Here is an 11,996-nt window from a genome sequence, read left to right as displayed (position 1 = left end):
GGGTGTGCTCAGTTCCCAGCCGCGTCTTTCCCCCACAGAGGACCTTCAGTGTAGGAAGGTCAGGTTCACGAATGGAATAGGGCGTTGTCCCGGAGGAACTTGTCGGCCACGTCGACCCCGTCCGCGATGTCCATCACGAAGCAGTCCGCGGCGCCCAGCCGGCCCCGGTGCAGGCTCGGCATCTCGCTCAGTACGTCGGTCATCGGTTCGAAGTGCTCGTCCCGCAGGTGCACCGCGTCGAAGGACTGCCAGCGGCCGTTCGGCAGCACGCAGCTGTAGGTCTGGATCGGCGGATCGGGCTGCCGGTACTCCGCCAGGTGCAGCGCTGTGCAGCACCAGACCGGTACACCGATCAGCAGGGCGCGGGCCCGGGTGGCGTACAGCCGGCCGATCGGGGAGGTCTCGCCGAGGTGCGACTCGAGCGGGTGATCGTCCGTCAGTTCGGCTGCCCGGCGGCCGATGGCGGCGAAGGAGGTCTGCGGGTGGTGGCTGCGGCGGGCGCCCGGGGTCTGCCGCAGCACTTCGGAGAAGTGGCCGAGAATGCGTGAGGTCGGGGTGGTGTCCGGGTCGAAGGGGGGGCGCGAATCCCAGTACGCCTGCTTCTGTTGGCCCGTCATCCCGTCGGTGGGCGCCAGCGAGAGGCGGGAGGTGTTCGAGTTCTCCGGGGTCGCGGTGTAGGCGACGACGGTGCCTTCGGGGCCGATGACGCTTCGTAGTGCCGCCAGGAGGGTGGCCGGGCCGCCTTCGATCGGGCCGACGGCGCGGAGCGAGGACTGCACCAGCAGGGTTTCGCCCGGCGTGATGCCGAGGGACCGCAGGTCGCGCTCCAGCGCCTCGATGCCGGTCACCTTCCTGCGGCCATTTCTGAACTGCCGACGGCGGAGCGCATGCCCTCGGTGAAGCGGAGACCCAGCGGGGTCAGCGAGCCCGAGGCAGCCAGGGTTTCGACGGCGGCGGCCGTGTGGGCGTGCCAGGTGGTGTGCTGGGTGCGGGCGTGGGCGGCGGCGGGGCTGTCGAGGCCGGCGTAGGTGTGGACCCGGGTGGCCCAGAACTCGGTGACGGCGAGGTGGGCGTAGGTGCCCTGGAGGAGGCCCTCCAGGGGGCGCGGGTCGGGGCGCCAGGGGGCGTGGAAGAGGCGCTCGTCGGCCGGGTCGTAGAGGTCGTGGAAGTCCAGCACGGCGCCGAGTTTGACGTGGTTGAACTCGTGCGCCAGCAGCAGCGCCAGGATCGGTGCGGTGCCGGGCCGGGCGATGCCGACCGCGCCGAAGGCCTGCCGGGCCGCCGCGCTGACGTCCCGTCCGGCGGGACCTGGGCGGAGCGGGGTGAGGGTGCCGAGCCCGGCCCGCAGGCCGGCCGCGTGCTCGGGCAGGTCGCGGCCGAGCAGCTCCCAGGCCTCCCGCAGGCTGCCCGTCCAGGCCAGCAGTTCGCCGTCGGTCAGCCGGTCGGTGACCGGCCACTGGTGGCTGTCGCGCTGCGGGTCGGTGTCCTCCAGGGCCAGCGTCCAGCCGCCGGGCAGCGCGACCCGGCGGACGGGCTGCCAGGGGCCGGCGGCCGGGTCGTCCCAGCCGACCGTGACGTCCCGGACGGTGAACCCGTCCCTGGTGCCGCGCAGCACCGCCTCGCCCGCCCCGCCGACCTCGACCCGGCCCAGCGTCGGCAGGTGCACCGCGCCGCCCCGGACCGGGACCGGCAGCTCGAACTCCCGACCGGCCCGGAGCGCGGCGGCGGCGGCCAGCTCGGCGAAGCCGCCGAGGTCGGCCCCGGGGTCGCGGTCCAGGCAGCGCACCGCCCAGGCCCGGACGTACGGGTGGCCGAGGGTGGCGTCCAGCGCGTCCGGCGCGGTGCTGTCCAACTCGGCCAGCAGCGCCCAGGGTTCCGGGGCGGCGGCCGAGAGGGCGGCCAGCAGGCGTCTGGTCAGCCCGAGCTGGGCCGAGGCCAGCGCCCGGACGGTGGACGCACTGCCGTGCCCGGTGGCCAGCTCGGCCAACTGGGCCTCGGTGAGCGCCCCTTCGGACGGTCCGGGCTGGGCGGGGACGGTGGCCGCGGGGGCGACCCGGTCCCGGATGGTGGTGATCAGCTTCATCAGATCCCCGCAGAAGACGGAGGGGTTGTCGAATCCACGGCTGCTCCGGTACCGGTGCGCGTACAGACCGCCGCCGCAGGAGCGGACCACGGGGCAGGCCCGGCAGTCCGCGCTCAGCCCGGCCAGACCGGACTGACGTTCCATCATGCCCGGGTGCCCCGCCACCTCGTCCAGGGTGTGCGCGAAGACGTCGAAACCGGTCTCGGGTGCGCCGTCGTACGCCGTCTTGAGGCTGTCCGCCTGCTCCAGCGTGCCGTCGGTCTCGATCACCACCAGGTCGGCCGGGTCGAGGCCGAGGGACTCGGTCAGGCTGGAGCGGCCGCGCAGGGTGCGGTGCACCGAGTCGAAGATCCGGACCGGCACGGGGCGGCCCTGCGCCGTCCAGCGCCGGTGGATCGTCAGCAGCCAGTCGGCGTACGGGGCGGGCCCCGCACCGGAGGGACGTTTCGGCGGGTCGTCCCAGGTCGCGTGCGGGAGCAGGAAGTCGATCCGGGGCGGGGCGAGTTCGACCAGCGCGTCGTAGACGGCGACCGGGTCGTTCTCGACGTCGATGGTGCAGAGCAGCCCGGCGTACAGGTGGCGGTAGGCGGGGCGGCGGAGCAGCTCGACGGCGGCCAGCACCTTGCTGTGGCTGCTACGGCCGTCGGCGTACCTGCGGTGCCGGTCGTTGGCGGCGCGGTTGCCGTCCAGCGAGATGCCGACCTTGATGTCCAGCTCGGCGAAGAGATCACAGAACCGCTCGGACAGCTGGACGCCGTTGGTGTGGATGCGCAGGTCGAGCGCGCAGCCCGGGGGGAGGGCGGCGCGCAGCAGCTCGGCGGCCCGGCGCAGCACGGCGGGGCCCGCGAGCAGCGGCTCCCCGCCGTGCAGCACCACGTGGACGGCCGTCAGCCGGTGGGCCAGGGCATGCTCCGCGATGCGGTCGGCGGTCGCCGCGAGGACGCGCTCCGAGATGGTGCGCGGCTTGCCACGCCAACTGGTGTCGGCGTGCTCGTACACATAGCAGTGATCACAGGACAGGTCACAGCGACTGTGCACCTTGAGGACGAACTGCGAGAACGCCACGGGGGGACGGGACATGACGTGGTGTCGGCCGGCTGCGCGGGAGGCGTCAGATGGAGGAGTTGAAGGCCGCCACGGCGACCTGGCCGCTCTCCTGGCCGGGCAGGGCCCGGTGCAGCTCGGCGGTGAGGTGATCGGTGCCCAGAGCGGCGAGGGCGGCGAGCGAGGCCCGTGGTGCGGGCTGCTCGACGGAGTCGCGGTCAGCAGGCCGGATGGCGAGTGCGGTGACCATTGCAGTCTCGTTTCTGCGGTTGAAGCGCGGGGAAACGGGGTAACCCGGAGTCACTTGCACCGGCTTCGGGCCCGCCCGACTACCGCCGAGTGTCCCGGACGCACCTACGTACCGCCCGCCAAATGGCCATAAATCCATCAGTTCGTGCGAGCGGGTACTACTGCGATTGACGTAGGGTCAGTCGCGCGCGCCCGAAACGATCTTCACGGGCAGAGCCGCTCGACCCGCCAGCCGCCGCCCTCGGCGAGGTAGCGCAGCCGGTCGTGCAGCCGGTTCTCCCGGCCCTGCCAGAACTCCACGGTCTCCGGGACCACCCGGTAGCCGCCCCAGAACGGCGGCACCGGCACGCCCTCGCCCTCCGGGTAGCGCCGATCCAGCTCCGCGTACCGCTGCTCCAGCACCTCCCGGCTGCTCACCGGGCTGGACTGCTCACTGGCCCAGGCGCCCAGCTGGGAGCCGTGCGGGCGGGTCCGGAAGTAGGCGGCGGTCTCGTCCCGGCCGACCTTCTCGACCCGGCCGCCGACCACCACCTGCCGGGAGATCGAGATCCACGGAAAGAGCAGCGAGGCCCAGGGATTGACGGCCAGTTCGCTGCCCTTGCGGGAGCCGTAGTTGGTGAAGAACACGAAGCCGCGCCGGTCGTAGCCCTTCAGCAGTACGGTCCGCGAACTGGGCCGGCCCTGCGCGTCGGCGGTGCTCAGCACCATCGCGTTGGGCTCGGTCACCCCGGCGTCCACCGCCTGGTGGAACCACTCGGTGAACTGGGCGACCGGCTCGGCCATGAGCTGCTTCTCGGCCAGGCCCTCGTGCTGGTAATGCTTGCGCATCACGCTCGGGTCCGGGGTGGGCCGGGCCTCGGTGGGCGTGGCCGGAGGGGTCGGGTGACGATCCGCGGTAGGCACGGCAACATCATCCCGTACGACAAGCGTCGGATACCGCTACGTCCAGGCAAACCCGGGTGGGAGATAAGGTGTCTCGCCACCGCTCCACCCACCGCCAGGCAGGGGATTGCCCGGGTTCGTCCGGAACATCCCGCTACGGTCCGCCAACGCCGCCGGACCGCGGACTGACCAGGCCGGGGCGGCCGCCGGGAAACATCACCGTGGTGGTGTCTGGCGTAATGCACTCCGTGCCTGTCAGTCTGACACCGAGTGCCAACACACCATCGGTCACCGGCGTCGCCCGCCCCACCAACGGCGGCCCGCCGGAATCGGAACACTGAAGGAGCCGTCATGTCCGACTTCGTACCCGGGCTCGAGGGAGTCGTCGCGTTCGAGAGCGAGATCGCCGAACCGGACCGTGAGGGCGGCGCACTGCGCTACCGCGGTGTGGACATCGACGACCTGGTCGGACACGTCTCGTTCGGGCACGTCTGGGGCCTGCTGGTGGACGGCAAGTTCAACCCGGGCCTGCCCGCCGCCGAGCCGTTCCCGATCCCGGTGCACTCCGGTGACATCCGGGTCGACGTGCAGTCCGCGCTGGCGATGCTCGCCCCGGTCTGGGGTCTCAAGCCGCTGCTCGACATCTCCGCCGAGGAGGCCCGCGACAACCTCGCCAGGGCCGCCGTGATGGCGCTCTCGTACGTCGCGCAGTCCGCCCGTGGCCAGGGCCGCCCGATGGTCCCGCAGAGCGAGATCGACAAGGCCGAGACCGTGGTCGAGCGGTTCATGATCCGCTGGCGCGGCGAGCCGGACCCGAAGCACGTCAAGGCGATCGACGCGTACTGGACCTCGGCCGCCGAGCACGGCATGAACGCCTCCACCTTCACCGCCCGGGTGATCGCCTCCACCGGCGCCGACGTGGCGGCCGCGCTCTCCGGCGCGGTCGGTGCGATGTCGGGCCCGCTGCACGGCGGCGCCCCGTCCCGGGTGCTCGGCATGATCGAGGAGATCGAGCGGACCGGCGACGCCGCCGCGTACGTCCGCAAGGCCCTCGACAACGGTGAGCGCCTGATGGGCTTCGGCCACCGGGTCTACCGCGCCGAGGACCCGCGCGCCCGCGTGCTGCGCCGCACCGCCAAGGAGCTCGGTGCCCCGCGCTTCGAGATCGCCGAGGCGCTGGAGAAGGCCGCGCTGGAGGAGCTGCACAACCGCCGCCCCGACCGCGTGCTCGCCACCAACGTGGAGTTCTGGGCCGCCATCATGCTGGACTTCGCCGAGGTCCCGGCGCACATGTTCACCTCGATGTTCACCTGCGCCCGGACGGCCGGCTGGTCCGCCCACATCCTGGAGCAGAAGCGCACCGGCCGGCTGGTCCGCCCGGCCGCCCGCTACATCGGCCCGGCCGCGCGCCGGCCGGAGGACATCGAGGGCTACGAGTCGATCGCGCACTGACGCGGCGTCACTCTTTCGAGCGGGTCCGGGGCAGCTGTCCCGGACCCGCTGCACACCTGCTCTGAGCGGGCAAGATCACATCTCAGCGGGCGGACGGGCGCTGCGAGTTCGCGATCCCGCGCAGTAGGCTGCCGCCGTGGCTAAGATCCAGATCCCCGCTGACATCAAGCCCGCAGACGGCCGTTTCGGCTGCGGTCCGTCCAAGGTGCGTCCCGAGGCACTGAGTGCCCTCGCCGCCACCGGTACCTCGCTGCTGGGCACCTCGCACCGGCAGGCTCCGGTGAAGAACGTGGTCAAGCGCGTCCGTGAGGGCGTCGCCGACCTGTTCTCGCTGCCCGAGGGCTACCAGGTGGTGCTCGGCAACGGTGGCTCCACCGCGTTCTGGGACATCGCGGCCTTCGGGCTGGTGCGCGAGAAGTCCCAGCACCTCAACTTCGGTGAGTTCTCCTCCAAGTTCGCGTCGTCGGTCAAGGCCGCGCCGTGGCTGGGCGAGCCCTCGGTGATCAAGTCGGAGCCGGGCACCCACCCGCTCCCGGTCGCCGAGGCGGGCGTGGACGTCTACGCCCTCACCCACAACGAGACCTCCACCGGTGTCGCGATGCCGATCCGCCGCCCGGCGGGCGGTGACGCCGGCTCGCTGGTGCTGGTCGACGCCACCTCGGGCGCCGGCGGCCTGCCGGTCGACATCACCGAGACGGACGTCTACTACTTCGCGCCGCAGAAGTCCTTCGCCTCCGAGGGCGGCCTCTGGCTCGCGACCTTCTCGCCCGCCGCGCTGGAGCGCGCCGCCGAGATCGCCGCCTCCGGCCGGTACATCCCGCCGTTCTTCGACCTGCCGACCGCGATCGACAACTCCTCGAAGGACCAGACCTACAACACCCCGGCGATCTCCACCCTCTTCCTGCTCGCCGAGCAGCTGGAGTGGCTGAACGGCCAGGGCGGCCTGGACTGGGCGGTCGCGCGCACCGCCGACTCCGCGTCCCGGCTGTACGGCTGGGCCGAGAAGTCCTCCTACGCCCGGCCGTTCGTGGCCAAGGCCGAGGAGCGCTCGCAGGTGGTCGGCACGATCGACTTCGACGACTCGATCGACGCCGCCGAGATCGCCAAGGCGCTGCGCGCCAACGGCATCGTGGACACCGAGCCGTACCGCAAGCTCGGCCGCAACCAGCTCCGGGTCGCGATGTTCCCGGCCGTCGAGCCCGCCGACGTCGAGGCGCTCACGGCCTGCATCGACTACGTGGTCGAGGCGCTCTAGGCACGTGCTCAGCCAGAGCTGACCAGGGGCTCGGGGAACGGCGACGAGATCTGGCGTGCGGGTCACAGGCGAAAGTGCCTGACCACGCACGGACGGATCACCTTTTACGAGGGCGGCGTCGCAGTTCCCCGAGCCCCTGTTTCGGCTAGTGCCTGAGCAGAGCGCTCACGATCACGACGGCCAGCAGCAGCGCCAGTGCGCCGCTCACGATTCGCATTCGGGTCTTGGGGTCCACGGTCAACGAGGTTACCCGCTGGCCCGGCCGGCTTCGGTGGTGGCCCGTTCGGGGCCGTAGAGGCCGGTGAGCTCCTCGGCCAGCTCCTCCTGGGGGACCGCGCGGAGCTGGCCGTCGCCGCGGTACTGCTGGGCGCGGAAGGCGGACGGGGCGAGGCCGACCCGGCGGGTGAAGATCCGGGTGAAGTAGGCCGGATCGTCGTAGCCGACCCGGCGGGCCACGGCGGCGACCGGGAGTTCGCCGGCGGCCAGCAGGGCCTTGGCCTCGTTCAGCCGTACGGTCAGCAGGTACTCCTTGGGGCCGACCGCCCCGACCGAGCGGACGGCGCGGCGCAGTTCGGCCACGGTCAGCCCGGCGCGGCGGGCGTGCTGGGCCACCGAGAGCGGCAGGCAGGCGTCCCGGCGGAGCACTTCGAGCACCGGCTCGCCGTCTCGGTCGAGGTCGGCCCGGTGGCGGCGCAGCTCGACCAGCAGCTCGTGCACCCCGGCCGAGGACTCCAGGTCCACCAGCGGTCCGCCCCGGCGGCAGGCGCCGGCGATCCGGGCCACCACCCGCTGGGCCGAGTCGGCGGTGGCGAGCGGTGTCACGTCCACGTCGGGCAGCAGGCCGAGCTCGAGGTACCCGGCGATGCCGGGGCCGGTGAAGTCGACGAAGGACTCCGCCCAGCCGTTGTCGTCCGGCGCGTAGTGGTGCGGCTCGCCGGGGCGCAGCCAGAGCACGGCGGGGGCGGTCACCGGCTGGCGCACGCCGCTCGTCCCGGTGAACCAGCCGCGCCCGTGGGTCACCACCACGGCGACCCAGTGGTCCAGGGTGCGCGGCCCGACGGTGGGCAGCCGGCCGCGCTGCATCCCGACGCCGAGACAGGCCAGACCGGTGGCCAGCTGCGCCGGACCGGGCGTCAGGTAGTGCCACCACCGCTCCATCAGCCACCTCCGTCCGGTCTGTTCCGCCCGACAATCCAACACCCGCCGGGGCTTTGTCCATGGCACCGGCCTGCCGGGTTACCGCAGGCTGGGGGCATGCTCACCTATGACTCCACCGGCTTCCGGCTCGACGGTGGCCCGCTGCGGATCCTCTCCGGAGCCATGCACTACTTCCGTACCCGCCCCGAGCAGTGGCCGGCCCGGCTGGCCGCACTGCGCGCGATGGGCCTGAACACCGTCGAGACGTACGTCCCGTGGAATCTGCACGAACCCCGGCCCGGTGAGTTCCGGCGGCTGGACGAGCTGCCCGCCTTCCTGGACGAGGCCGCCCGGCAGGGCCTGTGGGCGATCGTCCGCCCGGGCCCGTACATCTGTGCCGAGTGGGACAACGGCGGGCTGCCCGGCTGGCTGACCGCGCGGGTGGGCCGCCGGGCCAGGACCTCGGACCCGGAGTACCTGGCCGCCGTGGACAGCTTCTTCGACCGGCTGCTGCCCTCGGTGGTGGAGCGTCAGACCACCCGGGGCGGCAACGTGCTGATGGTCCAGGTGGAGAACGAGTACGGCTCCTACGGCAGCGACCGGGCGTATCTGCGGCAGCTGGCGGACGGGCTGCTCCGCCGGGGCGTGGACGTCCCGCTGTTCACCTCGGACGGCCCGGAGGACCACATGCTGACCGGCGGCACCCTGCCCGGGGTGCTGGCCACGGTGAACTTCGGCTCGGAGCCGGAGGCCGCGTTCGAGACGCTGCGGCGGCACCGGCCGCAGGACCCGCCGTTCTGCATGGAGTACTGGAACGGCTGGTTCGACCACTGGGGCCGGCCGCACCACACCCGGGACGCGGCCGACGCCGCCGACACGCTGCGCCGGATGCTGGCGGCGGGCGGCTCGGTCAACCTGTACATGGCGCACGGGGGCAGCAACTTCGGCACCGGCGCGGGGGCCAACCACGCCGACCCGCCGTTCAACTCGACCGACTGGACCGAGTCCCCGTACCAGCCGGTGACCACGTCGTACGACTACGACGCCCCGCTGGACGAGCGCGGCGCGGTGACCGAGAAGTACGAGCTGTTCCGGGCGGTGCTGGCCGAGTTCGCGGCCGAGCACCCCGAGCAGGCCCGCTACCTGGACGACCGGACGCCCGCGCTGCCGGAGCTGCCGCCGGTGCTGGCCGCGCGCTCGGTGGCGCTGACCGGTTCGGCGCCGATCCCGTTCGGCCCGGAGTCGGTGCACCCGGTGCCGCCCACCTTCGAGGAGCTGGGGATCGAGCACGGGGTGGTCAGGTACGTCTTCGAGGTGCCGCAGGACCGGCCCGAACTCCCGCTGACCGTCGAGGGGTTGCACGACCGGGCGGTGCTGCTGGTGGACGGCAAGCGGGTGGCCGAGCTGGCCCGGGGGGTGGCCGGCGACGCCGTCACGGTGCCCGGCGGGGTGACACTGGAGCTGCTGGTCGACTCGCTCGGCCGGGTCAACTACGGCCCCGGCACCGGGGACCGGAAGGGCATCACGGGCGGGGTCAGGCACGAGCGGCAGTACCTGCACGGCTGCCGGACGGCCGTCCTCGACCTGGGTGCGGACCTGCCGCCGCTCGACTTCACCGCCGAAGGACCGGTGCTGCGGGGCGAGTTCACCCTGGACGCGACGGGCGACACCTTCCTGGCGGTACCCGGCGGCCGGCGCGGCCGGCTCTGGGTGAACGGGTTCCTGCTCGGCAGCTACGACGAGCGCGGTCCGCAGGTCACGCTGTTCTGCCCGCAGCCGCTGCTCCGGGTCGGGGTGAACGAGCTGGTGGTGCTCGAACTCGGTGAGGCGAACCCGCGCTCGGTGGAGCTGCGGGAGGCGGCCGAGCTGGGTTGAGTAGGGTGCGGGGCATGGAATCGGTACTGGTGACCCGGCGGTTGGCGCCCGGTGTGGTGGAACGGCTGGCCCCCTACGTCGAGGTGACCTCGCACGACGAGGAGCGGCCGATGACGCGGGCCGCACTGCTCGCGGCGGTGCGCGGCAAGGCCGGGGTGATCACCACGCTGGACGACGTGGTGGACGCCGAGTTCCTGGCGGCGGCCGGTCCGGGGCTGCGGATCGTGGCCAACCACGCGGTCGGCACCCACAACGTCGACCGCGCCGCCTGCGCGGCCCGGGGCGTGCTGGTCAGCAACACCCCGGGCGTGCTGACCGCCGCCACCGCGGACTTCACCTGGGCGCTGCTGCTCGCCGCCACCCGCCGGCTCGGGGAGGGCGAGCGGCTGCTGCGCTCCGGCGAACCCTGGGCCTGGGCGCCGACCATGCTGCTCGGCATGGAGCTGACCGGTGCCCGGCTGGGCATCCTCGGCATGGGCCGGATCGGCCAGGCGGTGGCCCGGCGGGCCGTCGGCTTCGAGATGCCGGTGGCCTACCACAACCGCAACCGCCTCCCGGCGGCGGACGAGGCCGGGGCCGAATGGCTGCCGATGGACGAACTCTTCGCCCGCTCCCAGGTGTTGGTGGTGACCTGCCCGCTCAGTGACGCCACCCGCCACCTGGTGGACCGGCACCGGCTCGCCCAACTGCCCGCCGGAGCCGTACTGGTGAGCGTGGTGGCCGGAGTGGTGGACGAACAGGATCTGGCCGAATCCCTCGCCTCCGGGCACCTCGCGGCCGCCGCCGTGGACAACTTCGAGCGCGAACCGGCCGTTCCGGCGGCGCTGCTGGCCCAGCCGAACGCCGTGCTCGCCCCGCACCTGGGCAGCGCCACCGTGCAGACCCGGCAGGCGATGGGCAACCTGGCGGTGGACAACCTGCTCGCGGTCCTGACCGGCGGTCAGCCACCCACGCTCGTCAGTCCGTAGCGGCGGCAGCCCATCGCATCGCCTCGGCCATCACCTGCAGTGCGCCGAAGTGCGCGGCGCCGGGCTCCAGGTAGAGCTCGGCGCCGGGGATGTGGTCGGCCAGCCAGCGGGAGTGGTCGACCGGCGAGAACTGGTCGTCCGCGCCGTGCCAGAACCTGGTCGGCACGGCGATGTCCTCGACCTTGAAGCCCCAGTCGGTGGTGAAGGCCAGCACGTCGTCGATCCAGCCGTCGGCGCTGTTCCGGAACGCCTGCCGGTAGGTGGAGATCAGCCGCTGCCGGATGCCCGAGTCGGTCACCAGCGCCCGGTCGGTGGGCGGCAACTCGGGGACCAGGCCCTCGATCACACTGGCCGGGTCGGCCCTGATCCGGCGGGACATGGCCTGGAACGAGGCGGCGAACCGGTGCTGCCCGCGCTCCACCTCCTGGTAGGCGTGCACGTTGGACGCGGTCATCCCGGCGTACCAGTCCAGGCCCTCGGCGTTCCGCGGCGCCAGGCTGACCAGCGCGGCCACCCGGCTGACCCGGTGCGGCAGCAGGGCGGCGCAGGCCAGCGCGTGCGGCCCGCCGCCGGAGCGGCCGAGGATGGCGATCTCGTCCAGCCCCAGCGCGTCCGAGATGGCCTCCACGTCGGCCGCCGCCGAGGCCACCCGGCGGCCCGGCAGCCGGGTGGAGTCCCCGTAGCCGGGCCGGTCGAAGGCGATCAGATGGACCCCGAGGCGGTAGAGCACGGAGGTCCGGGGGTACGGGCCGACCCGGCTGCCCGGGGTGCCGTGCAGGACGAACACCGGCCGCCCGTGCGGATCGCCGAAGGTCTCGACCGCGAGTGAGCGGGAGTCGCCCGCCTCGACCAGTTGCAACACCACGTGGCTACCTCCTGAGAAGTGGTCCGGAAGACGCGTGCTAGTGCCGCGCCCGGCAAGGTTTGCCCCATCGCGCCGCCCGGCACGCGCCCTCCTTGCCCGGCATCGGGCAGGAGGGGCCCTTTCGCCGCACCGGTCAAAGGTCCAAGTAGCTCCGCTACGAGTGGCCTTCGTCCGGCACGCCGAGAG

10 protein-coding genes are annotated in these 11,996 nt (G+C 72.8%); 4 read left to right on the top strand and 6 right to left on the bottom strand.

Features of this window, described 5'->3' with window-relative positions:
* Nucleotides 1–65: 65 nt before the first annotated feature.
* From ACXJMZ_RS14090 to pdxH, 4 genes are all read right to left on the bottom strand, one after another.
* Nucleotides 66–848: an aminoglycoside N(3)-acetyltransferase gene (locus ACXJMZ_RS14090; protein WP_457030363.1), complete on the bottom strand. Its 783-nt coding sequence runs from the start codon at nt 846–848 to the stop codon at nt 66–68.
* The gene (locus ACXJMZ_RS14085; protein WP_457030362.1) at nt 845–3,163 is read right to left on the bottom strand and encodes an FxsB family cyclophane-forming radical SAM/SPASM peptide maturase; all 2,319 of its coding nucleotides are present in this window, start codon (nt 3,161–3,163) and stop codon (nt 845–847) included. The genes ACXJMZ_RS14090 and ACXJMZ_RS14085 overlap by 4 nt, the downstream gene beginning before the upstream one ends.
* 31 nt (nt 3,164–3,194) lie before the next feature.
* Nucleotides 3,195–3,377: an FxSxx-COOH cyclophane-containing RiPP peptide gene (gene fxsA / locus ACXJMZ_RS14080; RefSeq protein ID WP_057227683.1), complete on the bottom strand. Its 183-nt coding sequence runs from the start codon at nt 3,375–3,377 to the stop codon at nt 3,195–3,197.
* A 203-nt stretch (nt 3,378–3,580) separates the two neighbouring features.
* Nucleotides 3,581–4,279 carry a pyridoxamine 5'-phosphate oxidase gene (gene pdxH, locus ACXJMZ_RS14075; RefSeq protein WP_457030361.1) on the bottom strand — a complete coding sequence of 233 codons (699 nt, stop codon included), beginning with the start codon at nt 4,277–4,279 and terminating at the stop codon, nt 3,581–3,583.
* Between the two features lie 330 nt (nt 4,280–4,609).
* Between pdxH and ACXJMZ_RS14070 the strand changes: the two genes are divergently transcribed.
* Entirely contained in the window at nt 4,610–5,710 is a 1,101-nt protein-coding gene (locus ACXJMZ_RS14070; RefSeq protein ID WP_057227679.1) for a citrate synthase 2, read from the top strand.
* Between the two features lie 136 nt (nt 5,711–5,846).
* The gene (serC, locus tag ACXJMZ_RS14065; protein ID WP_457030360.1) at nt 5,847–6,965 is read left to right on the top strand and encodes a phosphoserine transaminase; all 1,119 of its coding nucleotides are present in this window, start codon (nt 5,847–5,849) and stop codon (nt 6,963–6,965) included.
* 246 nt (nt 6,966–7,211) lie between these two features.
* On the opposite strand, the gene ACXJMZ_RS14060 is transcribed toward serC, so the two are convergent.
* The gene (locus ACXJMZ_RS14060; protein ID WP_457030487.1) at nt 7,212–8,126 is read right to left on the bottom strand and encodes an AraC family transcriptional regulator; all 915 of its coding nucleotides are present in this window, start codon (nt 8,124–8,126) and stop codon (nt 7,212–7,214) included.
* Between the two features lie 93 nt (nt 8,127–8,219).
* On the opposite strand from ACXJMZ_RS14060, the gene ACXJMZ_RS14055 reads away from it, so the two are divergent.
* Complete coding sequence (locus tag ACXJMZ_RS14055) at nt 8,220–9,977, top strand: glycoside hydrolase family 35 protein (RefSeq protein WP_457030359.1); 1,758 nt, start codon at nt 8,220–8,222, stop codon at nt 9,975–9,977.
* 14 nt (nt 9,978–9,991) lie between these two features.
* Nucleotides 9,992–10,945, top strand: a complete 954-nt coding sequence (locus tag ACXJMZ_RS14050; RefSeq protein ID WP_457030358.1) for a 2-hydroxyacid dehydrogenase — start codon at nt 9,992–9,994, stop codon at nt 10,943–10,945.
* Here the strand turns inward: ACXJMZ_RS14050 and ACXJMZ_RS14045 are convergent.
* On the bottom strand, nt 10,935–11,807 hold the full coding sequence (locus ACXJMZ_RS14045; RefSeq protein ID WP_457030486.1) for an alpha/beta hydrolase: 873 nt from the start codon (nt 11,805–11,807) through the stop codon (nt 10,935–10,937). The two genes, ACXJMZ_RS14050 and ACXJMZ_RS14045, sit on opposite strands and share 11 nt — an antisense overlap.
* Nucleotides 11,808–11,996: the final 189 nt, after the last annotated feature.

Source organism: Kitasatospora sp. P5_F3 (assembly GCF_054049135.1).
The sequence above is the reverse complement of the archived record's forward strand: the minus strand, read 5'-3'. Positions and strand labels throughout refer to the sequence as shown.

What these genes read in the sequence shown, in the direction of transcription:
- ACXJMZ_RS14050 (WP_457030358.1), top strand. Translation starts at nt 9,992, where the DNA reads ATGGAATCGGTACTGGTGACCCGGCGGTTGGCGCCCGGTGTGGTGGAA.
- ACXJMZ_RS14070 (WP_057227679.1), top strand. Translation starts at nt 4,610, where the DNA reads ATGTCCGACTTCGTACCCGGGCTCGAGGGAGTCGTCGCGTTCGAGAGC.
- ACXJMZ_RS14085 (WP_457030362.1), bottom strand. Translation starts at nt 3,163, where the DNA reads ATGTCCCGTCCCCCCGTGGCGTTCTCGCAGTTCGTCCTCAAGGTGCAC.
- fxsA (WP_057227683.1), bottom strand. Translation starts at nt 3,377, where the DNA reads ATGGTCACCGCACTCGCCATCCGGCCTGCTGACCGCGACTCCGTCGAG.
- ACXJMZ_RS14055 (WP_457030359.1), top strand. Translation starts at nt 8,220, where the DNA reads ATGCTCACCTATGACTCCACCGGCTTCCGGCTCGACGGTGGCCCGCTG.